Origin of the sequence: Flaviflexus massiliensis (assembly GCF_001375495.1) — a bacterium.
Lineage (GTDB): Bacteria > Actinomycetota > Actinomycetes > Actinomycetales > Actinomycetaceae > Flaviflexus > Flaviflexus massiliensis.
This window is the reverse complement of sequence record NZ_LN831058.1, coordinates 1,306,782-1,331,258: the sequence shown is the minus strand read 5'-3', so window position 1 is coordinate 1,331,258 and position 24,477 is coordinate 1,306,782. Positions and strand designations below refer to the sequence as shown.

Annotated in this window: 22 protein-coding genes and 2 tRNA genes; 8 read left to right on the top strand and 16 right to left on the bottom strand. The window is 57.7% G+C overall.

The window, feature by feature from the left end:
- Positions 1-8 precede the first annotated feature (8 nt).
- Complete coding sequence (locus tag BN1241_RS10160) at positions 9-587, bottom strand: CDP-alcohol phosphatidyltransferase family protein (protein ID WP_054953468.1); 579 nt, start codon at positions 585-587, stop codon at positions 9-11.
- 159 nt (positions 588-746) lie between these two features.
- Complete coding sequence (locus BN1241_RS12410; RefSeq protein WP_077138359.1) at positions 747-1,247, bottom strand: SixA phosphatase family protein; 501 nt, start codon at positions 1,245-1,247, stop codon at positions 747-749.
- 238 nt (positions 1,248-1,485) lie between these two features.
- On the opposite strand from BN1241_RS12410, the gene BN1241_RS10150 reads away from it, so the two are divergent.
- Positions 1,486-2,427 (top strand): AEC family transporter, encoded by a 942-nt coding sequence (locus BN1241_RS10150; RefSeq protein ID WP_187117629.1) that lies wholly within the window; start codon positions 1,486-1,488, stop codon positions 2,425-2,427.
- A 258-nt stretch (positions 2,428-2,685) separates the two neighbouring features.
- Complete coding sequence (locus BN1241_RS10145) at positions 2,686-3,387, top strand: hypothetical protein (RefSeq protein ID WP_054953465.1); 702 nt, start codon at positions 2,686-2,688, stop codon at positions 3,385-3,387.
- A 93-nt stretch (positions 3,388-3,480) separates the two neighbouring features.
- Here BN1241_RS10145 and chrA read toward each other — a convergent pair whose 3' ends face one another.
- Positions 3,481-4,680 (bottom strand): chromate efflux transporter, encoded by a 1,200-nt coding sequence (gene chrA / locus BN1241_RS10140; RefSeq protein ID WP_222704442.1) that lies wholly within the window; start codon positions 4,678-4,680, stop codon positions 3,481-3,483.
- Between the two features lie 210 nt (positions 4,681-4,890).
- On the opposite strand from chrA, the gene BN1241_RS10135 reads away from it, so the two are divergent.
- On the top strand, positions 4,891-5,868 hold the full coding sequence (locus tag BN1241_RS10135; RefSeq protein WP_054953464.1) for a zinc-binding dehydrogenase: 978 nt from the start codon (positions 4,891-4,893) through the stop codon (positions 5,866-5,868).
- 489 nt (positions 5,869-6,357) lie between these two features.
- Here the strand turns inward: BN1241_RS10135 and BN1241_RS12885 are convergent, their stop codons facing one another.
- Complete coding sequence (locus BN1241_RS12885; protein WP_147599404.1) at positions 6,358-6,507, bottom strand: DUF1801 domain-containing protein; 150 nt, start codon at positions 6,505-6,507, stop codon at positions 6,358-6,360.
- Positions 6,508-6,814: 307 nt separating this feature from the next.
- On the opposite strand from BN1241_RS12885, the gene BN1241_RS10130 reads away from it, so the two are divergent.
- Positions 6,815-8,998 carry a heavy metal translocating P-type ATPase gene (locus BN1241_RS10130; protein WP_082418315.1) on the top strand — a complete coding sequence of 728 codons (2,184 nt, stop codon included), beginning with the start codon at positions 6,815-6,817 and terminating at the stop codon, positions 8,996-8,998.
- Positions 8,999-9,176: 178 nt separating this feature from the next.
- On the opposite strand, the gene BN1241_RS10125 is transcribed toward BN1241_RS10130, so the two are convergent.
- The 3 genes from BN1241_RS10125 to BN1241_RS10115 all read right to left on the bottom strand — a co-directional run bounded on the left by BN1241_RS10125 (position 9,177) and on the right by BN1241_RS10115 (position 11,880).
- Positions 9,177-9,250 (bottom strand) — tRNA-Val (locus tag BN1241_RS10125).
- Between the two features lie 269 nt (positions 9,251-9,519).
- The gene (gene aspA, locus BN1241_RS10120) at positions 9,520-10,965 is read right to left on the bottom strand and encodes an aspartate ammonia-lyase (RefSeq protein ID WP_054953463.1); all 1,446 of its coding nucleotides are present in this window, start codon (positions 10,963-10,965) and stop codon (positions 9,520-9,522) included.
- A 531-nt stretch (positions 10,966-11,496) separates the two neighbouring features.
- Complete coding sequence (locus BN1241_RS10115; RefSeq protein WP_261795479.1) at positions 11,497-11,880, bottom strand: DUF3052 domain-containing protein; 384 nt, start codon at positions 11,878-11,880, stop codon at positions 11,497-11,499.
- Positions 11,881-12,183: 303 nt separating this feature from the next.
- Here BN1241_RS10115 and aceE point away from each other — a divergent pair, with 303 nt between their 5' ends.
- From aceE to BN1241_RS10100, 3 genes are all read left to right on the top strand, one after another.
- Positions 12,184-14,937 (top strand): pyruvate dehydrogenase (acetyl-transferring), homodimeric type, encoded by a 2,754-nt coding sequence (gene aceE / locus BN1241_RS10110; protein WP_054953461.1) that lies wholly within the window; start codon positions 12,184-12,186, stop codon positions 14,935-14,937.
- Positions 14,938-15,038: 101 nt separating this feature from the next.
- Entirely contained in the window at positions 15,039-16,790 is a 1,752-nt protein-coding gene (locus BN1241_RS10105) for an ABC transporter ATP-binding protein (protein ID WP_054953460.1), read from the top strand.
- Positions 16,787-18,700, top strand: a complete 1,914-nt coding sequence (locus BN1241_RS10100; protein WP_054953459.1) for an ABC transporter ATP-binding protein — start codon at positions 16,787-16,789, stop codon at positions 18,698-18,700. Before BN1241_RS10105 ends, BN1241_RS10100 begins: the two co-directional genes overlap by 4 nt.
- 207 nt (positions 18,701-18,907) lie before the next feature.
- Here the strand turns inward: BN1241_RS10100 and BN1241_RS10095 are convergent, their stop codons facing one another.
- Genes BN1241_RS10095 through BN1241_RS10085 form a run of 3 tightly spaced genes read right to left on the bottom strand, consistent with a single transcriptional unit; the run spans position 18,908 to position 20,865 of the window.
- Positions 18,908-19,555 carry an HAD-IA family hydrolase gene (locus tag BN1241_RS10095; RefSeq protein ID WP_054953458.1) on the bottom strand — a complete coding sequence of 216 codons (648 nt, stop codon included), beginning with the start codon at positions 19,553-19,555 and terminating at the stop codon, positions 18,908-18,910.
- Positions 19,552-20,172, bottom strand: a complete 621-nt coding sequence (locus BN1241_RS10090; protein ID WP_054953884.1) for an L-threonylcarbamoyladenylate synthase — start codon at positions 20,170-20,172, stop codon at positions 19,552-19,554. Before BN1241_RS10090 ends, BN1241_RS10095 begins: the two co-directional genes overlap by 4 nt.
- A 6-nt stretch (positions 20,173-20,178) precedes the next feature.
- Positions 20,179-20,865 (bottom strand): hypothetical protein, encoded by a 687-nt coding sequence (locus BN1241_RS10085; protein WP_077138358.1) that lies wholly within the window; start codon positions 20,863-20,865, stop codon positions 20,179-20,181.
- Between the two features lie 76 nt (positions 20,866-20,941).
- On the opposite strand from BN1241_RS10085, the gene BN1241_RS10080 reads away from it, so the two are divergent.
- Positions 20,942-21,166 carry an acyl carrier protein gene (locus BN1241_RS10080; RefSeq protein WP_054953456.1) on the top strand — a complete coding sequence of 75 codons (225 nt, stop codon included), beginning with the start codon at positions 20,942-20,944 and terminating at the stop codon, positions 21,164-21,166.
- A 222-nt stretch (positions 21,167-21,388) separates the two neighbouring features.
- On the opposite strand, the gene BN1241_RS10075 is transcribed toward BN1241_RS10080, so the two are convergent.
- From BN1241_RS10075 to BN1241_RS10050, 6 genes are all read right to left on the bottom strand, one after another.
- Positions 21,389-21,895 carry a DUF3145 domain-containing protein gene (locus tag BN1241_RS10075; protein ID WP_054953455.1) on the bottom strand — a complete coding sequence of 169 codons (507 nt, stop codon included), beginning with the start codon at positions 21,893-21,895 and terminating at the stop codon, positions 21,389-21,391.
- Between the two features lie 94 nt (positions 21,896-21,989).
- Positions 21,990-22,892, bottom strand: a complete 903-nt coding sequence (locus BN1241_RS10070; protein ID WP_054953454.1) for a TIGR01777 family oxidoreductase — start codon at positions 22,890-22,892, stop codon at positions 21,990-21,992.
- Positions 22,889-23,374 (bottom strand): peptide deformylase, encoded by a 486-nt coding sequence (gene def, locus BN1241_RS10065; protein WP_054953453.1) that lies wholly within the window; start codon positions 23,372-23,374, stop codon positions 22,889-22,891. Before def ends, BN1241_RS10070 begins: the two co-directional genes overlap by 4 nt.
- A 119-nt stretch (positions 23,375-23,493) precedes the next feature.
- Positions 23,494-23,568, bottom strand: a tRNA-Asn gene (locus tag BN1241_RS10060).
- Between the two features lie 82 nt (positions 23,569-23,650).
- Positions 23,651-24,115: a hypothetical protein gene (locus BN1241_RS10055; protein ID WP_147599402.1), complete on the bottom strand. Its 465-nt coding sequence runs from the start codon at positions 24,113-24,115 to the stop codon at positions 23,651-23,653.
- Entirely contained in the window at positions 24,102-24,320 is a 219-nt protein-coding gene (locus BN1241_RS10050; protein WP_054953451.1) for a hypothetical protein, read from the bottom strand. Before BN1241_RS10050 ends, BN1241_RS10055 begins: the two co-directional genes overlap by 14 nt.
- Between the last annotated feature and the right edge of the window lie 157 nt (positions 24,321-24,477).

Below are 24,477 nucleotides of genomic sequence, written 5' to 3'. Positions count from 1 at the left end.
ACATACGATCAGTCCTGACCCGTAGTGCGGTCCACCCTGCGCATATTGAAGATGGTCGCGGCGTAGGTGATGCCGGTGATGGCGTGGAGGATGGCACCGACCGCGGCGGCAACGACGCCAATCGAACCAAGGAAGCTGAGTTGGGAGATTCGACCAAACACGGTGAGCGGCAATCCTGCCATGAGGATCGCGGTCCGCACCTTACCGAGATAGCTGACCTTCGCTCGATACTTTCCCTTGAAAACCAGGTAGATGATGGCGAGGGTGAGATCGGTTCCGATCACCACGTAGGCAATCCAGTCGGGCAAATGGTGCCCGATGACGAGAAAGAGGGCGATGACCGCGACGCCGAGACGGTCGGCAATGGGGTCAAGGATCTCTCCGACCTTGCTGACCTGATTGAACCGGCGAGCAACGTAGCCGTCAATCCAGTCGGTTGCTCCAAAGGTGACGAGCAGGATCGCCGTCACGACCGGGCTGGAATCGATCGCGAGCAGATAGCAGATGGGGATAAGGAGCAGGAGCCGAACGAGGGTGATGATATTGGGAATTGTCAACCAGTCTTCGCGCCTCAGCGACCTCTTCATAGCCCCTCTTTTTATAGCCCTCGCAGATAAGCTTTCCGTCAATCGTAGCCGTCAGTAAGCTCAGTTCCCATTTCGCGGGCAAACGTCACCTGGCATTCATCGAAGAGCCAAAACTGAACAACTTATACCCAACCGTTGAACTGTCAAATTCGTCGTCATCTATTCTCGGCCCGGCGCTACGAACGAGGTGAGCCTTCCACATCCCTCATTCACACGTCCCCACGGAACGGGGATGGTGAGCGTGGCGATCGAGCTGGTCACGAATCCATCGTCCAGCTTCTCCCACGCCTGGCTCCCATCCGGCTCCGCCAAGTACTCGACGAGGTCATGCGCTCCGGGAAAGTGCCCGATCAGCAACACCGTCTCCCCATCTCCCAGAGTTCGCACGGCAGCAATCAGGTTGGTGACACCCGCTTCATAGATGTCGTCCACATAGGTCACCGGCCCATCAATCCCAGCATCCTGTACGAGTTTCCAGGTCTGCCGAGTGCGAGTCGACGGCGAGCAAAGAACCGTATCGATTGAAGGATGCTGTTCGGCAAGGTACTGCCTCGCCGCATTTCCCTGTCGCCGGCCACGTTTATTCAGGGGCCGCAGAGAGTCCTCGACCCCTGTGTTCCAGGATGATTTGGCATGCCTCATAACGAGCAGTGTTACCATGCAGGGGATCCTAGCAACCGCGGCAATCCACTACCGCCGGAGCAATTGATACAAAATCCATTCTGGTTTTGGTGCTTCGATCGTGACGGAGCGACAGCATATCGTTAAGGACGAATGCAAAACCTCGCAAGTAAGGTCACATCGGAACGGTGTGCCCTAGGGTGTACCCGTAGGGTCCGGTGCACTGTCGATCGGGAACCGGATGTTGAAACGAAAGTGAGTGGCGTTGAGTCTCGTCGTGTCGGCAATTGTCCCGATCTTCCTTGTGGTGGGAGTCGGATACATTGCAGTCCAATTCGGTCCATTCAAGCGGGAGGACATGTCGATCCTCTCTACTTTCGTGGTCAAGATTGCGCTCCCGATCCTCGTGTTCGTCAACGTCTACGGCAAGGCCGCATCCGAGATCTTTCGCCCCACCTATTTGCTGACCTATGCCCTGACCGCGATCATCATGTTTGGCCTCGCTTACCTGTATGCGAAGGTGATGAAGCGTAGCAAGCTACGAGCCACCTTCATGGGTATTGGCATGGCGGGGACGAACAACGGTTTTATGGGTCTTCCCATCTTCCTTATCCTCGTACCGGAATGGGCCGGTGTTGCGGTCGGCATGGACATGCTGGTCGATAATGTCTTCATCATCCCTCTCACCCTGTTCCTTGCCGAGCACGCAACCGGCTCCGGCTCTCTCATTCAGCGCCTCAAGACCACGGCGAGAGAAGTCCTCCTCCACCCCCTTGTCATCGCAATCGCCCTCGCACTCGTCCTCAACTCCATCGGATTTGTCATGCCAGACTGGGCCGGCCGATCGGTGGATCTTCTCGCCAACACCACGACCGGCCTTGCGCTCTTCACGGTGGGTGGGATCCTTGCCGGGCTACAGATCAAGGGAGCTCTCCTCGACGTCTTTGTTGCGGTGAGCGGGAAGCTGGTGGCCATGCCCGCCATCGCCATCGGCGTCCTCACCCTCCTCATCGCCATCGGGCTTCCGGACCTGCCGATCGAGCTCAAGGCCGCCGCGATCATCACCTGTGCGCTACCGACCTATTCCATCCTGCCCTCCCTGGCCGAGCCCTACGGTGAGGCCGACGTCAGCACCGCCATCGTCATGCTTTCCATCCTCGTCTCATTCATCACCCTCGCAGCCTGGATCGTCATTCTCGGCTCCATGGGCTGGCTCTAGTTCACGGTTGGCACGGCCACAAGCACCGCATCGACGGTCGGCACGTGCCACCTCCCCAAGAGACACCAGTCAGGCAATTCTTAACCTGCTTCTTGTTACTAACCGCACCTCATTCCAGACATTTCCTAATGCGGTTTATTCGTTGGGATAACAGTCTTGTAAGCGGTTTCAATCGTTTTCTCCGCATGCCGAGCACGAATAACCTCCCTAGGCTGTTATGTGACAGCAAATACAAGGCTGAGGGAATTCCTGATCACGATGACACGGAAACTACTGGCACTGGCGGCCGCCGGGATCGTCCTTGCTGGTTGCTCGGATAGCACCGAAACCGGTGAGGAACCCACCGAACAAGCAACGCAGCCAACCGAAAGCACGACACCAACCACCGAACCGGCACCCGAAACACCATCCGACGACACGACGGAGGTGGCTGATGAGCCGACGGATGCAGAGACATCCGAGCCACCGACAACCACTCCTCCTGCTGAATCAACCCCGTCACCGGATGATCTGACCTCTGCACCCAATCAGTGTCAGGAGAGCGTACTCGAAGCCGTCGTCAATCCTGACCAGGTGCAATTCACCGGAGATGACGAATACGAACCTCTTGAGGAAGCCGCAGATTCGATGGGATCCGGTTATGTCATGAGCGGATCAGCCGTTGGTGCGGACAAGATAGATCAGCGGGTCACCATTCACTGGAATTGTGAGATGAACTGGTCGGGTGAGAATTGGTCGATCACTCAAACAACCATCGAGGAGCCGCCTTCTGCGATCATTCACGACCCCGCGCGCCCTGAAACCGGTCAAGACATGTGTGAGCTTGCAGTCGAGCTCGAAATGACCGACCCGGTTGACACGAAGTTTGATTACGAAACGATTGACGGCACTCACTTGAGCGGCAAAGTTTTCTCATTCAACCCCGCCGACGAGTGGAACAGCACTGGGAATGCGATCTGACATGGAATGACGAGAGCCACGAGTGGGACGCGGTTATCGAACTATCCTGAGATCGCACCAGTCACCTGAGAGCAAGCGCGGCCACAAGCTGAATTAGAGAAAGACCAGTCCAAGGAGAGCGGATCCAAGCACGACCAGCCACGCCGGTTGCTTCCAGACCGCGAGCGCCACCAATGCCACCGCCATGACCCCAAAAGTTTCGGGTCCGGTAATGCCCGAGGTGAAGACGGGAGTATAGAGAGCGGCTGCAAGGATACCGACCACGCCGGCGTTAACTCCGGAAAGGACCCTGCGGACCCGGCTGCGGTGACGGAGACCTTCCCAGAAGGGGATGATGCCGACGATGAGGAGAACGGATGGGAGAAAGATTGCGAGCAGGGCGACAACAGCACCCGCCACTCCCCCGCCCACGGAGACGTAACCGAGGTAGGCCGCGAAGGTGAACAGTGGCCCTGGCACAGCCTGCGCAGCCCCGTATCCCGCCAAGAACTGGTCGTGGGTGACAAGACCGGTTTGTACCGTCTCTGCCTCGAGGAGCGGAAGAACCACATGACCTCCACCGAACACGAGGGCACCAGCACGGTAGTAGGTATCAATCTGGCCAATAATGGGCTGGGACGTCAGTGACGCAAGAAGGGGAAGTCCAACGAGGAGGAGAAAAAACAAGCCGAGGCAGATAACTGCCACGGCACGCGGGATCCCAACTTTGATGTCAGAGACAATGTCATCCCGTTTCTCAGAATCTCCCAACCAGAGCCAGCCAACAATCCCTGCAACGAGGATGGCAATGACTTGGGAAAGCACCCCCGGGAAGAGGATGACGATCAGGAGGGTGACAAGCGCGATCGTTGCTCGCTTCGCATCGGGTGTGAGCGACTTTGCCATGCCCCAGACGGCGTGTGCGACAACGGCAACTGCCGCGGCTTTGAGTCCCAGCAACCATCCCGCCCCGGCAGTATCCCCGACCGCTGTCAGGCCAACCGCAAAGAGAACGAGCAGAATCGCTGACGGAAGGGTGAAACCAATCCAGGCGGCGAGCATGCCCAGCCCGCCGGCACGGTGCAGGCCGATCGCCATCCCCACCTGCGAGGAGGAGGGCCCGGGAAGGAATTGGCACAGCGCCACCAGGTCCGCGTAGTCCCTGTCAGATAACCAGTTCTTACGCTTCACGAATTCATCACGGAAGTAGCCAAGGTGAGCAACGGGCCCACCGAAAGAGGTCAGTCCCAGCCTTGTAAAAACCCCGAGAACGTGTCGGGCCGTGGGCCGATCTGAAGGCTCAATTCGTGTCACAATTTAACCATGATGGACGGGGAGACTTCCGTCAATCCGGCGACCCACGCGAACCGATCAATCTCTTCTCGAACGTCAATTTAGTCCCCATCTCACCCGTTGCGAACCCACCAGGTGGAGACAGCAAGCGCGAGTAGCATGCGATGTATTCACTCTCCGCTACGAGCGACTACCTTGCTCGAGTCACATGGAACACAAAAGGATCCGTACTTGAAGGCAATTCTGCTCGACCAGCCGGGCACTCCCGACACACTCCGACTCGGTGTAATTGACGAACCGACCGCAGGACCGGGTGAAATTCTCATCCGCGTCCATGCCTGCGGCCTCAACCCGGTTGATGTGGGAGTAGCTGGCGGCGGCAATCCTGCATGGTCCTGGCCACACGTGCTGGGTCTCGACGCAGCAGGAACGATCGAGGCTCTCGGTGAGGGAGTTACCGAATTCGAGATCGGTCAGCACGTAGTCTTCCACGGTGATCTGCGCCGAGAAGGCGGACTCGCCGAGTTCGTCACCGCGCCAGCCACAATCCTCGCCACCATCCCCGACGAAGTCACGTTCGAGCAGGCAGCCGCACTCCCGTGCGCTGGCATGACAGCATTCCAGGCGGTTCACCGCCGTCTTCACGTATCTGCCGGACAAACAATTCTCATCACTGCCGGTGCCGGTGACGTTGGTGGATATGCCATCCAGCTCGCGAAAAAGATGGGCGCAAAGGTCATCACCACCTGTTCTGAAGCAAACATTGAACGCGTCAGGAAGCTCGGCGCGGACGAGGTCATCAACTACCGCACGGAAAACGTGGTGGAACGCGTCAAGGAACTGACCAACAGCCGAGGGGTGGACGCCGTTATCGACACGGTCAGTGCAGAATCCGCAACCGAAAACCTCTCCATACTGGTCCATGGTGGTGGGCTTGTGTCGATTGCAGGCCGGCCCGATGGTTCCGTGATCGAGCCATTCACCTACGCAGTTTCGCTTCACGAAATTGCGCTCGGTGCCGCACATTCCCACGGCGACGAAAAAGCACAGGCTGATCTGAGAGCGATGCTGGAGGAGTTGATGGCGGCTGTCGCTGACGGTTCCCTTGACCCGATGTTGGCGCATGTCGTTCCGCTCGACCAGGCACCCGATGCTCTCGCTCGTATTAAGACCGGCCACGGCCACGGCAGGACGGTCGTCACTATCTAGAACCGATCTGTAGATGTAGGTGGAGGGGTGGACAGAATTGTTCACCCCTCCACCTACGGATTTCACGTACGATCAGCTCGGCTTCAGGCTTGTCCCAAGAGGACTGACAGTCGTTCACCCACCAAGGAAATTGTCGAGGTCAATGTAAAATCCCCAACCCTCGCCAAATTCCCATTTGACTCACACGCAAACTCATCAGTTTCAATTTGAAGTAAGCATTGTTCCGAGGATGACTTCTCCTCGTTCGCTACAGCCTGTTCAGAGATCGCTCATTCTCTAGTTCAACTCAGCATCAATCTGACGCACATAAACCCCCGCTCGGTCTTCGATCAACTCCTTCGGAAGCGGATTCTTTAGAGTGAATTGCACAGCGTGCGCTGTGGTGTTGTATCCATCGAGTCGGTCCCTCAGTTCATCGATCGCCCACGATGATGGATAGAAGCTTATGTGCTTCTTTGAAGCGGTGAAATAGACGAGAGCCCACCTCTTCTATTTCAGGGTCGGCATTCGATAGCTAATTGTTTCTTCAAGACCGGGAACAAGATGGGTTACAAATTCGCGTATCCGCTCGAGTTCACTGCGGAACTCAGGATTCACTCCATCCAAATACTCCTCAACACTTGCCACTTTGTCCGCCATGATTACCTCCTTGTCCGAACTGTATCCCCATCCAACATCCCAAGTTTCTGCAATGAGTCTGCTGTCGGGTTCAACTCCGCAGCAGGTACGGATCTTGTGAGTTAAGGCAAGCACTCCGCCTTTAACTCCCGACTTATTCTCAAGAATTCAGTATTCGACTCAACGGCACTGACAGAACCTGCCCACAAGAGCCGGGTTTGGTCATGAAAATACGGACACAAAGCATTGACGTATACCCCTCGGGGGTATATGGTCGAAGTGTAAATGACCAGTCAGATGACAAATAAAGAGGAGAAAGCGGACCTACATGAGCACAGAGCACGACTCTCATCACGAGCATCACGGTCGTGGAACCGAATCTCACGTCAAGGGTGCGGCCGTGATCGACTCTGATCAAGCCCCTGGAGACCACTCGGGCCATAAGCCACATGCCGGCCATGCAGGACACGACCATGGTTCAGGACATGGTGGACACGGCGGGCATGGTGATCACGGAGATCATGTTGGCCAGTTCCGCAGGCTGTTCTGGATCATGCTCGTCATGGCAATCCCCGTTGTCATTTTCAACGACATGTTTGCTGATCTCCTTGGCTACCAGGTGCCAGATGCTGAGTGGGCCCCTTGGGTATCGCCAATTCTGGGCACAATCATGTACCTCTGGGGTGGTTGGCCGTTCCTGACGGGTGCTGTCATCGAGATTCGTTCGCGCCAGCCCGGCATGATGCTCCTCATCGGCCTGGCCATCACCGTCGCCTTCATCTCGTCCTGGGGTGCTTCTCTTAATCTGCTCAATCACCAGTTGAACTTCTGGTGGGAGCTTGCCCTCCTCGTAGTCATCATGCTCCTTGGGCACTGGATTGAGATGAGGTCACTGGCTCAAACCACATCTGCCCTGGATTCACTTGCTGCTCTGCTTCCGGATGAGGCAGAGAAGGTGGACGGCGATGAAGTCATCAAGGTGTCCCCCGCTGATCTCATGGTCGGCGACGTAGTCATCGTCCGCCCGGGTTCATCCGTACCGGCCGATGGTCGCATTGTCGATGGCTCTGCTTCCATGGACGAGTCGATGGTGACGGGTGAATCGACAACTGTGCGCCGCGAAATCGGCGACAATGTCGTGGCTGGCACGATCGCCACCGACTCCGGCTTGAGGGTCGAGGTCACAGCAACCGGTGACGATACTGCCCTAGCGGGAATCCAGAAGCTTGTCTCTGATGCTCAAGCGTCCTCGTCACGTGCGCAACGCATCGCAGACAGGGCTGCAGCTTGGCTATTCTGGTTTGCTCTCGGAGCGGCCATCATCACAGCCATTGTCTGGGCATTTGTTGGCACACCGAACGAAGCCGTTGTTCGAACGATTACCGTGCTCGTCATCGCCTGCCCTCACGCTCTCGGACTCGCCATTCCCTTGGTTGTCTCCATCGCAACCGAACGTGCAGCGCGCGGCGGTGTCCTCATCAAGGATCGTCTCGCTCTTGAATCGATGCGAAGCGTCGATACTGTCCTGTTCGATAAGACCGGCACCCTGAGCAAGGGCGAGCCCACCGTAACCGGAATAGAACCTGTTGGTGACCACACCGAAAACTCGGTACTCGCTCTGGCAGCAGCAGCTGAAGCAGGCAGTGAGCACCCGCTTGCTCGCGCCATTACCGGTGCCGCACAGAATCGTCAGCTTGAAGTTCCAACCTCCTCCGATTTCTCTTCCTCCCCTGCTGTCGGCGTCAAAGCCGCAGTCAACGGAACAGCGATTGAAGTCGGTGGCCCTTACCTGCTCGAGGAGCGTTCCGCTCAGGAGCTTCCCATCGCTGAACAGTGGCGAGAAGAGGGCGCAATCATTCTCCATGTACTGGCAGACGGTGAAGTGATTGGTGGTCTCAGACTCGCTGACGAAATCCGTCCCGAGTCTCGCGATGCCGTTGACGCTCTTCACGCTCAAGGCTCGCAGGTCGTCATGATCACCGGTGACGCTCAGGCAGTTGCTGACACTGTTGCCAAGGACCTCGGCATTGATCGCGTCTTCGCGGGCGTCCGCCCTGAGGACAAGGCCGCCAAGGTCCAGGAACTCCAGGCTGAGGGCCGCAAGGTCGCCATGGTGGGCGATGGCGTCAATGACGCACCCGCATTGGCCCAAGCCGATGTTGGCATCGCCATTGGTGCCGGGACCGATGTAGCAATCGGCTCCGCCGGAGTCATCCTTGCCTCCTCCGATCCCCGCTCAGTGCTGTCAGTCTACGAACTGTCACGCGCCACCTTTAGGAAGATGAAGCAGAACCTGTGGTGGGCTGCCGGATACAACCTGATTTCGGTGCCTCTCGCAGCCGGCATCCTCGCACCCATTGGGTTTGTGATGCCGATGAGCGTCGGCGCGATCCTCATGTCACTGTCCACAATTGTGGTCGCCCTCAATGCTCAGTTACTGCGTAAGCTTGACCTCACTCCGGAGGCCAGTACGGACAGGATCCTTAGCCACAAGCAAAGCTACGCAGACTAAAGGCTGCCGACACTGTACTGCCGACGACCATCGGGACTATCCCGGCCACATTCAACCAACTCTGCACTTAGCTCACGTGCATTGAAAGGCTAGATCATCTTTGACCTAGGTCTTCGTTGAGGTAAATGAAATGAGTCGGGACATAAACTGTCGCCTATGTCCCGACTCATCGGATTTGTGGGCCCGGAGGGACTCGAACCCCCGACCCCCTGGGTGTAAACCAGGTGCTCTAACCAACTGAGCTACAGGCCCTGAACCACATTGGAGATAACGACTTTGCGTTACTCTTTGGTGGATCGATTAGTGACTTTACACGGATTCATTCCGACCGAGCAAACGAGAAACAGGTTTTTGGGATGTTCGTGTTCAACGCCACCAGTTGTCGCGCATTCAAGCCGCTTTCAACATCGCGGCATTCGCTTTTCTTGAGCGATATATTGCGCTGACATGAGTGCGGGGTAGCCATCGATCCTTCGAATCCTGGCCGCCCCACACCCAACAAATTCAATTATTGGAATGCCCTACTTTTCGGGGAGCCCCTTCTCCCCCTCTGCCCAGACCTTGCCTGTGTAGCGGGGATGCATGAAGGCTTCGTGGGTGAGGTAGCCATCGACCTGCTCTGCGGTCAGCAGCCCCATTTCCACCACGACTTCCTTGACGGACTTGCCGGTGCGAGCACATTCCTTACCGACCAGGTCACCGTTGTGGTGGCCGATGATCGGGTTGAGGTAGGTGACGATGCCGATTGAGTTCTCGACGTCCTGGCGGGTGCGTGCGGCGTTGGCGGTGATGCCAGTGATGCACTTGGTGCGCAGGGTGTCACAGCCCTGGATCAGGAGGTGGATGGATTCAAACGTTGCTTCCGCCAGTGCGGGTTCCATGACGTTGAGCTGGAGCTGACCGGCTTCTGCCGCCATTGTTACCGTGACGTCGTTACCAATGACCTTGAAGCAGACCTGGTTGACGACCTCGGGGATGACGGGGTTGACCTTGGCGGGCATAATCGACGATCCCGCCTGCATCTCCGGCAAGTTAATTTCATTGAATCCGGCACGCGGTCCGGACGAGAGGAGGCGGAGATCGGATGCGATCTTGGAAAGCTTCTGGGCGGTGCGCTTGAGTGCTGCATGGACGATGACATAGTCACCGGTGTCGCTCGTGGCCTCAACCAGGTCGGGTGCGGAGGTGATGTCGAGCCCGGTGACGTGGGAGAGCTTGCGCGCCGCAACCTCCGCGTAGCCTTCGGGGGTGTTGACTCGGGTGCCGATGGCGGTGGCGCCGAGGTTGATGGAAAGGAGGTAGTTGGAAGCACGCTGGAGAACAACGTTTTCTTCCTCCAGGGTTGTTGCCCAGCCACCAAATTCTTGGCCGAGAGTCATGGGGACTGCGTCCTGAAGCTGGGTCCTCCCCATCTTCAGAACCTTGGAGAACTCCTCACTCTTTTCCCGCAGAGCCTCGGCAAGGCTGACGACACTCGTGCGCAGGTGCATGACCAGCCGGTAGATCGCGAGACGCAGCGCTGTCGGGTAGGCGTCGTTCGTGGACTGCGACTTGTTGACGTGATCGTTCGGGTTGATGACGTCGTAGCGGCCCTTCTCGTATCCGAGGAGTTCGAGTGCCAGGTTGGCGACAACCTCGTTCGTGTTCATGTTGACCGAGGTGCCGGCACCACCTTGGAATAGGTCGATCGGGAACTGGTCGATGCAACGGCCGTTTTCGAGTACTTCGTCGCAGCCAGCGATGATTGCGTCAGCGATGTCTGACGGGAGTGACCTCAGTTCCTTGTTGGCAAGAGCCGATGCCTTCTTCACCTCGACCATGCTTCTGACGAACTCGGGAACGTCCCGCACGAGCCGTCCTGACATGGGGAAGTTCTCCATCGCTCGCAGGGTGTGAACGCCGTAGTAGGCGTCGGCTGGAATCTCGCGAGTCCCCAGGAGGTCCTCTTCAACTCGGTACTGTGTCACCGCTTTACCTTTCAGAGAGCAACTCGGTGTCGCTCATGTCTTCGTGGCATCGTTAGGCAAGCCCATCGCCCCGGTTCCCGCATGCGATCATGCCCTGTTCATTTGAGCATTTACATCGCGCCGCTGAGTTCCGTGGCGCTCTACGATTGCTCAGCCAGTGTCAGCAATCTGGACCACCTTTGAGATTAACGGGTTGGTAACTTTTCTGCGACATTAGTGACTTTTATGTCGCTTCAACTCAAAGGATGAAACTTTTCCCACGCTTTCGTCGATGAAGTCCAATTTGTTTTCATGAGTGCGGGGTGTGGACTGTGCGCATTCATTGGAAGGCTGCCCTTGAAGAATCACCATCAGCATGGGAGCGGTGGCAGGAATCAGCATAGAAGCGGTGGGATCGTGAGTGAAACTATTCCGCGAATGAAGCCGTCAACGTCATTCAATACAAGAGGACTTAAAGGATTAGAAGGATTAGTTAGCGGAAGTGAAAGGGCGGGTGACATCGTCACCCGCCCTATGGACTGTTACTGATTCTTAGCGCCGTGGACCCCGTGCGGACAGGCGGACACCCGTCCATTCCGGTGATAGAGCGGCCGCGGTGGTGGCGGAAAGTCCAGCGTTTTGCGCTGCTTCTTCCACCACGATGTGTTCGACGTAGCCGTCACGTCCCATAGCTGGAATCAAAACCCACATGATTCCTGAACCATCGTCCAGGTTGCCTTTTGCATCAACGAGAAGATCGGCGAGGTCATCTTCGTCTCCGTCATCATCACGCCACCAAATCAGGGTGCCGTCACAGACATCTGCGTAATCTTCATCAACGAGCGCTTCGCCCGTTGCGTCTTCGATCCTGGCTCGGAACCCGTCATCGACGTCAGTGTCCCAACCAAATTCCTGAATCACTTGACCGGCGTGCAAGCCGAGTTCAACTGATCCGTTCGAAGAACCGGTCCTTTCCTGTGTAGACCGCGAGGCTGCGGTCGCTTGATTTTCCACAACCCTAGTTCACCAAATCTTGGGGGAAATTTCCACGTCTACCACCGAATTTGGTGAAAACTGTGGCTAATCGGTAACAAAACGAGGGGGATGAGGGAACTTTCACAGGGAGAGAACGAGAAGAGGCGGGACGTTTGGCCCCGAAAGCGGTAGATTTGATTGTACTGGTCAAGCCGGCCACAGTCGGCCCGCCCCGCACCCTCTAGTGCACTGCAAGGAGATGCTGTGAGTTCACAAGACAATACGTCACCGCTGATTAACGGCCTGCTAAGCCGAGTCCCTGACATCGATTCAGAGGAGACTCAGGAGTGGCTTGATTCAATCGACGATCTGATCAACCACCGTGGCGGACCGCGAGCACGTTACATTCTGCTCTCAATGCTACGCCGTGCACGGGAACGCAACATTCAGGTCCCAGCCAACCTCAACACCCCGTACGTGAACACGATCGCGGTTCAGGACGAGCCCTACTTCCCTGGCGACGAGAAGATTGAGCGCGAGATTCGCCGTTGGGTCCGCTGGAACGCCGCCGTTCAGGTTACCCGCGCACAGCGTCCCGGTGTTGAAGTCGGTGGCCACATTTCTTCCTACGCATCGGTTGCCACCCTGTACGAGGTTGGTTTCAACCACTTCTTCCGCGGCAAGAACCACCCCGGTGGCGGAGACCAGGTCTTCTTCCAGGGTCACGCAGCCCCCGGTAACTACGCACGTGCGTACGTGGAGGGCCGCCTGACCGAAGCTGACATGGACGGCTTCCGCCAGGAACACTCCCACCCCGCGGGCGGACGAGGCATCCCCTCGTACCCGCACCCGCGTCGTATGCCGGACTTTTGGGAGTTCCCGACCGTGTCGATGGGTCTCGGCCCCGCACAGGCTATTCACCAGGCTTGGTTCAACAAGTACCTGCAGGGTCGCGGCATCAAGGACACCGACCAGCAGCACGTGTGGGCATTCCTCGGTGACGGTGAGATGGACGAGCCGGAGTCGCGCGGCATGCTCCAGCTCGCAGCCCAGCAGGGTCTCGACAACCTCACGTTCGTTGTGAACTGTAACCTGCAGCGCCTCGACGGCCCCGTCCGCGGTAACGGCAAGATCATTCAGGAGCTTGAAGCATTCTTCCGCGGAGCCGGCTGGAACGTCATCAAGGTCATTTGGGGCCGCGAATGGGATCCGCTGCTCGAGGCCGATCACGACCGCGCTCTCGTCAACATCATGAACACGATCGTTGACGGTGACTACCAGGGCTTCAAGGCCAATGACGGTGCTTTCGTTCGTGAGAACTTCTTCGGACGTGACCCCCGCACCAAGGCCATGGTCAAGGACTGGTCGGATGAGAAGATCTGGTCGCTCAAGCGCGGTGGTCACGACTACCGCAAGGTCTACGCCGCATACAAGGCAGCGACCGAGCACACCGGTCAGCCCACCGTCATCCTCGCCCACACCATTAAGGGCTACCTGCTTGGCACGAACTTCGCTGGCCGTAACTCGACGCACCAGATGAAGAAGCTCAACGAGCAGGACCTCAAGGGTCTGCGCGACACTCTCGCACTCGATATTGACGATTCGCAGCTCTCGGATCCGTACAACGCTCCCTACTACCGTCCCCCGGCAAACAGCGAAGCATACGAGTACATGCAGCAGCGCCGCAGGGAACTCGGTGGCTACCTGCCTGAGCGCCGTCAGACCTGGAACGGTATCCAGCTTCCCGAAGCGAAGCGCTTCGATGTCTTGAAGAAGGGGTCGGGCACCCAGAAGGTTGCCACGACCATGGCCCTCGTGCGTCTCCTCAAGGAGCTCATGAAGGACAAGGAGTTCGGCAAGCGCGTCGTTCCGATCATCCCGGACGAGGCTCGTACGTTTGGTCTGGATGCGATCTTCCCGACTGCGAAGATCTTCAACACCCACGGCCAGAACTACACCGCCGTGGATGCCGACCTGCTCCTGTCCTACAAGGAAGCCGAGTCGGGCCAGATCATGCACCTTGGCATTAACGAGGCAGGTTCCGCTGCCACGCTCGCCACGGTCGGCACCTCGCATGCCGTGCACGGGGAGATGATGATGCCGTTCTACATCTTCTACTCGATGTTCGGTTTCCAGCGAACGGGTGACCAGTTCTGGGCAGCCGCTGACCAGCTGGCTCGCGGCTTCATCATCGGTGCAACCGCTGGCCGTACCACTCTCGCTGGTGAAGGTACGCAACATATGGATGGGCACTCCCCCGTCCTCGCCTCTACCAACCCCGCGATGGTGATTTATGATCCTGCCTACGGCTACGAGATCACCCACATCGTCCAAGACGGCATCAAGCGCATGTACGGTGACGGATCGGATGGTCGCGACCAGGACGTCATGTACTACCTGACGGTCTACAACGAGCCATTGCTTCAGCCTGCCGAGCCGGAGAACGTGGACGTTGATGGCATCATCCGCGGCATCCACAAGATCGCTGAAGCACAGGAAGGTGACGGCAACCGCGTTGGTCTGCTCGCCTCCGGTGTCGGTGTCCCGTGGGCCCTCCACGCGAAGGAAATTCTCGAATCCGACTGGGGCGTCAAGGCACACGTTTACTCCGTGACCTCCTGGTACGAGCTTCGCAAGGACGGCCTCGAGGTGGACGAACACAACTTCCTCTACCCGAACGAGGAGCGTCGCACCGCCTACCTGACCGAGAAGCTCCAGCACGATGCTGATGTCTTCGTTGCCACCTCGGACTTCGAGCACCAGGTTCAGGACTCGATCCGTCGCTGGGTGCCCGGCACCTACTCAACACTCGGTGCTGATGGCTTCGGCTACTCCGATACTCGTGCAGCTGCTCGCCGCCAGTTCAAGATCGACGCCCACTCCATGGTGGTCCGCGCTCTTGCGACTCTCGCTGATCTCGGCCGCATCGATCGTGGTGTTGTCCAGCAGGCTATCGACAAGTACGACCTGTTCAATGTCATGGCCGGTGAATCCGGTGAGGCCGGTGGCGACGCCTAGGAGCCATCCAGGATCAGCACAGGACAGGTCGATAAAATCGACTAGTTAAACGCAGAGGGGCGCCGATTATTCGGCGCCCCTCGACTTACTGAAAGAGGAGCATGCTCGTACGACTGACGTGGGGCTACTTGCGGGAACGAAAATGGAAGGTCGCAGGGGTCCTTGTTCTTCAACTCATCCAATCGATGGCTTCCCTCATGCTTCCCGCACTGAACGCGGCGATCATCAACGACGGAGTCATCGCGGCCGATATTGGGCGGATCTGGGTCCTGGGCGGGCTGATGCTTGCCGTGACGATCCTGCAGGTCATCACCATTGCTGGCGCGATCTACCTCGGTGCGGGACTTGCAATGGGGCTCGGTCATCACCTGCGCCGCGAGGTCTTCACCCAGGTGCAGCAGTTCGGCAGGTCCGAGCTTCACGAATTCGGTCCCGCCTCCCTCATCACCCGGTCCACGAACGACGTCACGCAGGTGCAGATGGTCGTCCACATGACCTTCACGATTATCGTCATGGCACCGATCATGGGGGTGGGCGGAATTATCATGGCCGCGGCACAAGACGTGACGCTTTCCGGCCTGTTCCTCATTATCCTGCCGCTTCTGGCCGGCTTCGTATTCTTCATGATTGTTCGGTTGGGACCGCTCTACGAGACCCAGCAGAAGCGGGTCGATACGATCAACCGGATCCTGCGAGAACAGCTGACCGGCATCCGCGTCATTCGCGCCTTCCAGCGCCAACGGGCAGAGAAGAAACGCTTCCGGGAAGCCAACGACTCGCTACGCGAGGTGTGGCTCAAGATCGGGACGACGTGGGCGTTTATGATGCCCGTCGTGCAGGCAATGATCGGTGTCTCGTCCGTGGCAATCGTATGGTTCGGTGGGTACCGGATTGAGGATGGTGGGATGCAGGTGGGTGCGCTCATCGCGTTCATCAACTACCTCATGCAGATCCTCATGGCGGTCATGATGGCGGCCATGATGTTCATGATAATCCCGCGCGCCCAGGTTTCTGCCCGCCGCATCTCGGAGGTCCTCAACATCCCGATCAGCATCACGGCACCCGAACAGCCCGCCGATCTGCCACCCTCCCCCGCAACGATTGAGCTCACTGATGCAACGGTCCAGTTCGCGGATGCTAACAGCCCGGTTCTGGATTCGATCAACCTGTCGTTCCCACCCGCGTCAACCACCGCGATTGTGGGCGGCACAGGCTCCGGAAAAACTACCCTCGTCCATCTCCTCAGCCGCATGGTCGACCCCGCCCGTGGCACGGTCACCCTCGGCGGTGTGGACGTGCGGGAACTCGATCCGGCTGCCCTGCGGTCAAGGATCGCTCTCGTTCCTCAGAAGGCATACCTGTTCGCCGGCACCATTGCCTCAACCGTCACCGGTCAACGCGGTGCCACGGAGTTTGATGAGGATCGGATTTGGCGAGCGCTCCATTACGCCCAAGCCACCGAGTTCGTGCAGAAATTGGATGATGGTCTAGCTTCTCGGGTCGATCCGGGTGGACGCAACCTGTCGGGTGGTCAACGCCAGCGCCTCACCATCGCTCGAGCCCTTTACCGTGCCATGGTTGAGGACACAGATCTCTTGGTCTTTGACGACTCGTTTTCGGCTCTCGACTTTGCCACCGATCAGAGGCTCCGTGCTGCCCTCCCGGAGGCGATACCGAATACTGCAGTTCTCATCGTTGCGCAGCGCATTTCAACCATTCGCGATGCCGATCGGATCCTCGTGCTCGACGAGGGACGGGATGTTGGTCAGGGAACGCACGAGGAGCTCATGGAGAAGAGCGAAACCTATCGCAAGATTATCGCCTCCCAGCTTTCGGCAGAGGAGGCAGCATGAGCCAAGGCTCCGCACCGGGCCAGAAGCCCAAGAACTTCCGTGCCACGACTAAACGACTCCAGGGAATGCTTAGACCGGCCAGGATCAAGATCCTCGCCATTATCATCCTGACCGCGATTGCGGTGGTCATGCAGGTGGCGGCTCCCGCCATGCTCGGCCGAGCAACCGACCTCATCTACACCGGCGTGCTGGGCAGGATCCTCGACGGTCTCCCCTCGGGACTCTCAGCCTCAGAGACGGCGGCGCTCCTCGAGGAGCGCGGGCAGTCGGAGCTCGCCAACATGGTGGGCAAGGCCGATGTTACTCCCGGGCAGGGAATTGACTTTGGTCAGCTGGGGAAGATCCTGCTCATTGTCGTTGGACTCTATCTTGCGGCTGCCGCCATCAGCTTCCTTGCCGGCTGCATCATCCGTGTCGTCGTTCAGAATCTCGGTTGGGAGTTGCGTGCGAGATCCCAGGCCAAGATTGACCGCGTGCCCCTGTCATACATTGACGGTAGGTCCCGCGGTGACCTTCTCTCCCGCGTCACGAACGACGTTGATAACGTTACGCAGACACTCATGCAGACCCTCAACTCCGCCTTCCAAAGCATCCTGACGATGATTGGTATTACGGCGATGATGGTCGTCATCAGCTGGCAGCTGGCACTCCTCACGTTCATTGTTGTTCCGGCCGGAGTCTGGCTTGCCACGAAGATCATGAAGAAGGCACAACCCTATTTCCGTGACCAGTGGAAGACCACGGGCGACGTGTCGGACACTGTCGAGGAGGCATTCACGGGACACGAGGTTGTGACGGCGTTCGGTTTGCAGGACGTGTTTGTCGACGAATTCGATGAGAAGAATGACAAGCTCCGTCACGCCTCCTTCATGGCCCAGTTCATTTCCGCTCTCATGCAGCCCGCGATGAACCTTGTCTCCAACCTCGGCTACGTCATCGTTGCCGTCGTGGGTGGCATCCAGGTCGCAGCCGGTACAATCACGCTTGGTTCGGTCCAGGCCTTTATCCAGTACTCTCGCCAGTTCACTCAGCCTTTGGGTCAGCTCGCCTCCATGGCCAACCTCCTCCAGTCCGGCGCGGCAAGCGCCGAACGCATCTTTGCCTTCCTGGATGCGGAGGAGATGGAAGAGGACGGGACTGCCACCATGCCAGAACCCCGGCGGGGCGAGGTTGAGTTTAGGGATGTGCGATTCTCGTACGAGAAAGGCACCCCGATCATCACGGGACTTAATCTGCATGCCAAGCCCGGACAAACGGTCGCCATTGTTGGACCAACCGGTGCCGGCAAAACCACCCTCGTCAACCTGCTGCTGCGGTTCTACGAGATCAACTCGGGTCAGATCCTCATCGACGGAGTCGATACGAGAAACGTCTCCAAGGACGAGCTACGCCGCAACATGGGCATGGTCCTCCAAGAGACCTGGCTGTACGAGGCATCGATTGCTGACAACATTGCTTTCGCCAAGGACAACGCCACACGCGAGGAAGTACTCGCCGCAGCGAAAGCTGCAACCGTTGATCGCCTCGCCAGCCAGCTCCCCAAGGGACTCGACACAATCGTGGATGACGATGGGGAGATGATCTCCGTTGGTGAGAAGCAGCTTGTCACTATCGCACGCGCCTTCCTCACAGATCCGCAGATCCTCATCCTCGACGAGGCGACCTCCTCGGTCGATACGAGAACAGAAATGTTGGTCCAGGAGGCCATGAGCAGGCTGAAGGCGGGCCGCACCTCCTTCGTCATTGCACACCGTCTCTCCACGATCCGCGACGCCGATCTGATCGTGGTCATGGAAAGTGGTGACGTCGTCGAACAGGGTACCCACGATGAGCTCATCGAGCGCCAAGGTGCCTACGCCCGCCTCTACCAGGCACAGTTCGACAGAACCGAAGACGACAATGCCGACTAGCCTCACAGGAAGCTGAGAAAGCTCGGAAAAGAATAAACGAAGCCCCGCCTCTTTCGAGTCCGTTGGACTCGAAAGAGGCGGGGCTCGTCATTCACTCCATTACGGGAGCTCTCCCCCTTGCACCGAAAGGGTTCGATGACGTGCTTGGGATGGGCGAGCGACCGGGTGTTGAGCAACTAAGTGTTGAACAACAAAGACTTAACTTCGCTATGGGGCCGGGATAATAGAAAACAGGAGCTCACGAAGTTGATCGGTCGTGTCGACGGTCTTCCACGCTCGGTCCCGTTCTTCCTGACCACCAGCACCCCAGGACACGATTATTGTCTTCAGGTTGTTGGCGTCAGCACCTTCAATGTCGTAGATACGGTCACCAACCATGAGAACCTCACCCTCAACCGGTCCGATTCCTTCGAGGGCGGAGGAAATGATGTCGGCCTTGCGGGCACTGAGCCCATCCTCGCTTCCTCCACGGATCACTGTGAAAAGGTGGTCGAGACCCTTGGCTTCGAGGGTGAGTTTTGCGCCGGACAGTTTCTTCGATGTGGCGAGCCCGATCGGTAAGACTGCTGACAGGTCCTGCAAGAGTTCTGCCATCCCGCTAAACACGGGTGACAAGGTCATGACCTCGTCGTAGTGGGAACGGTAGTAGGCAATGTATTCCGGAATATCGTCCTCGGCCGCACCCATGTCCCCCATCGACCACTTGAGTGGCGGGCCGACGTACTTGATCATGTCCGCTGACTCTACGGGTTTGCCGGTGATCGTCTCGGCCGTCTTGGCGAGCAGAGAGGTGATGATTGGAGCGGAGTCAATAATTGTGCCGTCAAGGTCGAAAAGAATGGCTCCGAGTTTCACTCAAACATCTCCACACTGCCGGCACCTTCACGAGCAACGTTAGCAAACCCGGACGACATGTCGACAACTGTGGTTGCGCCTTCCGTTCCCACCGGTCCCTCAATCACCACGTCAAGGAGATGACCAATCACTTCGTTCACTTCCCACCCGTCGTTCATCGGCTCCTCCTCGCCGGGGAGGATGAGAGTGGAGGAGAGAATCGGCTCGCCGAGGGAGGACACGAGTGCCTGGGTGATCCGGTGGTCAGGGATCCGCGCACCGATCGTGTTCTTCTTCGGATTGAGGGTCATGCGAGGCACTTCCTTGGTGCCTTTCAAAATAAACGTGTAGGGGCCCGGAGTGAGCTGCTTGATCAGCCTGAACTGCGCATTGTCGACAATGACGAACCGGCCGAGCTGGGCGAAGTCGCTGCACAGCACCGTGAAATGGTGTTTATCGCCGACCTTGCGGATTGCACGAAGTCGCTCAAGCGCATCCTTGTCCCCCAGCTTGCAACCAATCGCATATCCCGAATCCGTGGGGAAAGCGATAACACCACCCGCGCGGACATCATCAACAATCTTGTTGATGAGTCGCTCTTGCGGATTGTCGGGATGAATTTCAACGTAGCGGGCCATGGTCACTCAATTCTCGCGCTGTTCGCGTTCCTTCAAACGCGACTCGGCTTCAGCCTCTGACTGTTCGATAAGTTGCGAAAGGAATGCGAGCCGGTCCTCGTGCTCCCCCTTGATCGCGTACTGCTCCAAGATCTGGAAGTTCTTGGTGGCAATATCCGGGCGGTGAGCATCAATCGCGGCCAAAATCAGCTGCTCCCCCGCTGCAAATTTCTGGTTCTTCGGGTCCCAGTAACCAATGCCAAGGGAAATACCGCTATCGGCGTAGCCGGCCTCGCGCAGAACCTTGATCGATTCGCCCAGTGCCCGACCGGTTTCATCTCTTTCGATGGCGGTCTGGAGGCGGCGCGTAGCGCCTTCAACATCCGATTCAACGGACAGGCGTGCCAGTTCGATGAGCGGGTACCAGGCGTTGGGGCGGCCGCTCAACTCTTCGGCGAGGGACCACATGGCGAGGTTCGCCTGCTCCTGGGGCGTGCTCTCCGCTCCCTCTGCCGTCAGCGGATCCTCGACTGTCATGGAGCTACTTGCTGCCTCATCGACTAGTTCTGCCAGTCCCTGGAAGGCCGCAATGTCGTTCGGGTCCTCAGACAGCGCCTCCCGGAGTTCAATTCCGCGAAGTACCTCTGCAGCGTCCTCCCCTTGAAGGGCTCCGGAGTTCTGCATGAGCTGTCTCAGTAAGTCTATGAAAGCCATGCTTCCAGGATAGCGAACCAGGCCACAGTTGTGGTGGGCCACATCAAACTGTTCGCATTTGAGGTAATAATGAATTATGACTTCCACGATCGAGGTAGCCCGCGACATCCTTCACACCCTGGCACCCGAAATCGCGGTGGAAGAAATTACGGAGACGACAGATCTCGAGGCCGATCTGCAGCTCGATCCACTCACCAAGTATGCTCTCGCGTTTCGACTGGAGCGTGCTCTCAAAGTAACAATCCCCGATTCCCGCATTGAGCAGGCTAAGACCATTCTCGCCCTCATCGCTGAGGACTAGGAAAACCTTCCTCTTTGTCGCCGGAGATTGCTCAGGCCACTGCCAAGAGGCTTCGCGTACTCACAAATCCCGCAAAAGAGCGGTGGCATGACGATACGTGTCAGGTCCTCTGGTCCTGACGATCAGGGCACAGCCTCCTATTCCTCCCCTGACATGGTTCAGCACCCCATGAAAGATGGGATGCCGAACGTATTGGCCCGATGAAGGTGTGGACAAAGGGTACTAGCCGACTCGGTGTAGCCAGCGCACGGGCGCTCCCGCGCCGGCGTACCTGAACGGTTCTAATTCATCATCCCAAGCCTGGCCGAGAGCCAGGTCGAGGAGCCTTCTCATTTCCGCAGGGTCCGACTCCACGTATTCCATGGCCGCTCGGATTCTGTTCTCGGGAACGACAACGTTGCCGACGAGATCGGTTTGAGCGTAGAAGATTCCCAGTTCGGGCGTGTGAGACCAGCGCCCGCCTTCAGATACCGGCGTGCTTTCTTCCGTAATCTCGTAGCGCAAGTGTTCCCAGCCATTGAGGGCTGACGCGAGCATCGCCCCCATCCCCACGTCACCGGTCCACGAGAATTCGCCACGGTGATACATGGGGTTGGCGGGCTGGTCTATCCACTCGATGTGGACCTGGTATCCCAGGACACCAGAAAGCGCCCACTCCACATGCGGTTGGAGGGCGGGCGTTACAGAATGTATGAAGACAACGCCACGGGTGGCGCGCTGTGTTGTCATCGGAACCTCCTTAGGTGAGATTCCCCGTCACACCCAGTACGTTTCCGATACCACCAACTGTGCCACATGGCGGCGTTTGACGCTAGCCGCGGGCTTACTTTGAGGGCAGTGCCTGAGTGAAGATGTCGGCAACGGTCGGGTCCCAGAATTCAAATCCCGACCCTACGAGTTTGTCTGGGAGTACACGCTGGGAAGCAAAGGCTGCCTGCTTCGCGAAGTCACCAAGGGCAAGTGTCAAAACGGGACGGGGCGCGACGAGGAAGGCGGGGCGATGAAGGTGCTTCGCAAGCAGTTCATGCCACTGCCTGTTGCGCAAAGGGTTGGGAGAGGTGAGGTTGACGGGACCAGCGAGCTCGTGTTCGATCACGTGGAGGGTGGCTCTCACGTGGTCGCGTAGCGAGATGGTCGACATCCACTGCTGTCCATCCCCCAGCCTCGTACCCAATCCGAAGCGGTACAGATGCTTGAGCAAGCCCAGCATGCCCCCTCTCCCGTCCATGACAAGTCCCGTACGCAAAGCAGAGTGCGTGACACCGAGCTTCTCCACTTCCCTGCCGGCTGCCTCCCATTGAACACAGAGATCTGCCAAGAAATCATCACCCGGCGAGTCAGTTTCATCAAGGACACGGTCGCCACGGTTGGCGCCGTAGTAGCCGATGGCGGAGCCGGTCACGAAGTGCGAAGGTCGCTCATGTGGGTTCAGTCGACCGATCCCGTCAATAAGAGTTTTCACCGAACTCAATCGGGAGCTAAGGAGATTCGCCTTGTAGGAAGCAGTCCACGGCCGTGAAAAGAGGCCGGCACCGTTGAGGCAGACGACAGCATCCGCGCCTGCCAAGACTTTCTCGTCAACCCAACCGTTTCCTGGATCAAAGTTGGGTGTCTCGTGCGCATTTGTCCCACGTGACAGTGTTGCCACGGACCACCCGGCTTCCTCCGCACCGGTAACCAGTGCGGATCCGAGGAAGCCCGATGCTCCAGAAACAACGAGTCTCATAGGTCTCTGATCTTCCTCAGTGCCTTCTTACGAGCAGCGCGGTCGAGGCGGTCGATGTAGAGGTGACCGTCAAGGTGGTCAACTTCGTGCTGGATGCAACGAGCCATAATCTCTTCACCTTCGACAACTACTTCGTTACCTGCCAAGTCTACGCCCACGGCCTTGGCGTACCAGGCGCGCCTGGTCGGGAAGAAATGACCGGGGATGGAAAGGCATCCCTCATCATCATCTTGGTACTCATCTTCGGACAGGCCCACGATCTTCGGGTTGAGAATGTATCCGATCTCACCCTCGATATTCCACGAGAATGCACGCAGGGAAACACCGATCTGATTCGCAGCTAGACCGGCCCTACCCTCGTCATCCACCGTCTCCAGAAGATCTTCAACAAGGGATTCAACCTGGGGGGTGATTTTCTTAATCTCGTCACACACGGTCCGTAGTACCGGGTCACCAATCACACGAATTTCTCGGTAAGCCATGCGCTCATTATTCCACAGGAATCACAGCAAGCCTGGTGCGGAACCCGTCTGCTAGGAGAGTCACAGAAAAGCTGGGATGAAGGAAAAAGAAATGGCCCTCAACGTATGTTAAGGGCCATTGGCTCCCGCAGCTGGATTCGAACCAGCAACCCTTCGATTAACAGTCGAATGCTCTGCCGTTGAGCTATGCGGGATTGCGACATAGCGACTTTAGCAAGCTTAGCCGTCCGGTTTCAAACTCGCTTCAGTGATTTTTCGAAACTGTGCCGAAAGGCACTAGTTCACCCTCATCCCCACCGTTTCGCGCACCGCAACTTCGAGTTCGTTTACCACTTGTTCCACCTTCTCAGGTTCAGCATCGTCAATGTTGTAACCAAGGGCCTGGGTGAACATGGATCCATCAGGATTTCTTCTCACAAACACCCGGACCCAACCCACGTCGGTGACGAGTGCCGTCTCGTGGTAGACGATGGATGCCTCGATGCGGTCGGACAGGATGAGGCCGATGTCGAGATCCGATTGAGGGCCGAAGTCAAGAGTCAGGTCTTCGACATCATCAGCGATGGCCAGGGCATCGAATCTGCCCGCCTCGCCGTCCCACTCCCCCGATGCGTAGTTTACCCAGGGCCACTCGGTAACGATCTGCGAGCCATCAACAATTCGGCCAAAGTGCTCGGTCACGACCACCGTTCGCCCATCGGCCAGCTCACCGCTCCATAGTCTTCGCTCAGATTTCATCATCAATCACTTCCACGATGCTGACGGGACTGAACAGGGGTGCCGAATCATCATCGGATACCCAGCCCCTAACTGTCCGCCCGGCAAGAAACGCAATCACGAGCATGAGAATGCCAGCGATTGCAAAAAGAAGGAACTGTTTGCGCTGCTTGGCGATTGCTTCTTCTTCGCTCAGCGGGAGCTGAGGCTCATCATCTTCTTTAGCCACCGGGCCTCCTTCATATTCTCTGCCCATTCTACGGTGTTTGGTGGCGAGGACCGGAACACCCGAGCTACAACCAAGGCAAGTGCCCCCTCCACACCCGTCACTTCTCAATGACTCGGCAATAGTATTTCGTAAAGGCAAGGATCTTCACGGAAAGCTT

What these genes read in the sequence shown, in the direction of transcription:
- BN1241_RS10160 (WP_054953468.1), bottom strand. Translation starts at nt 587, where the DNA reads ATGAAGAGGTCGCTGAGGCGCGAAGACTGGTTGACAATTCCCAATATC.
- BN1241_RS12410 (WP_077138359.1), bottom strand. Translation starts at nt 1,247, where the DNA reads ATGGTAACACTGCTCGTTATGAGGCATGCCAAATCATCCTGGAACACA.
- BN1241_RS10145 (WP_054953465.1), top strand. Translation starts at nt 2,686, where the DNA reads ATGACACGGAAACTACTGGCACTGGCGGCCGCCGGGATCGTCCTTGCT.
- BN1241_RS12885 (WP_147599404.1), bottom strand. Translation starts at nt 6,507, where the DNA reads ATGGCGGACAAAGTGGCAAGTGTTGAGGAGTATTTGGATGGAGTGAAT.
- BN1241_RS10130 (WP_082418315.1), top strand. Translation starts at nt 6,815, where the DNA reads ATGAGCACAGAGCACGACTCTCATCACGAGCATCACGGTCGTGGAACC.
- BN1241_RS10105 (WP_054953460.1), top strand. Translation starts at nt 15,039, where the DNA reads ATGCTCGTACGACTGACGTGGGGCTACTTGCGGGAACGAAAATGGAAG.
- BN1241_RS10100 (WP_054953459.1), top strand. Translation starts at nt 16,787, where the DNA reads ATGAGCCAAGGCTCCGCACCGGGCCAGAAGCCCAAGAACTTCCGTGCC.
- BN1241_RS10090 (WP_054953884.1), bottom strand. Translation starts at nt 20,172, where the DNA reads ATGGCCCGCTACGTTGAAATTCATCCCGACAATCCGCAAGAGCGACTC.
- BN1241_RS10085 (WP_077138358.1), bottom strand. Translation starts at nt 20,865, where the DNA reads ATGGCTTTCATAGACTTACTGAGACAGCTCATGCAGAACTCCGGAGCC.
- BN1241_RS10080 (WP_054953456.1), top strand. Translation starts at nt 20,942, where the DNA reads ATGACTTCCACGATCGAGGTAGCCCGCGACATCCTTCACACCCTGGCA.
- BN1241_RS10075 (WP_054953455.1), bottom strand. Translation starts at nt 21,895, where the DNA reads ATGACAACACAGCGCGCCACCCGTGGCGTTGTCTTCATACATTCTGTA.
- BN1241_RS10070 (WP_054953454.1), bottom strand. Translation starts at nt 22,892, where the DNA reads ATGAGACTCGTTGTTTCTGGAGCATCGGGCTTCCTCGGATCCGCACTG.
- def (WP_054953453.1), bottom strand. Translation starts at nt 23,374, where the DNA reads ATGGCTTACCGAGAAATTCGTGTGATTGGTGACCCGGTACTACGGACC.
- BN1241_RS10055 (WP_147599402.1), bottom strand. Translation starts at nt 24,115, where the DNA reads ATGATGAAATCTGAGCGAAGACTATGGAGCGGTGAGCTGGCCGATGGG.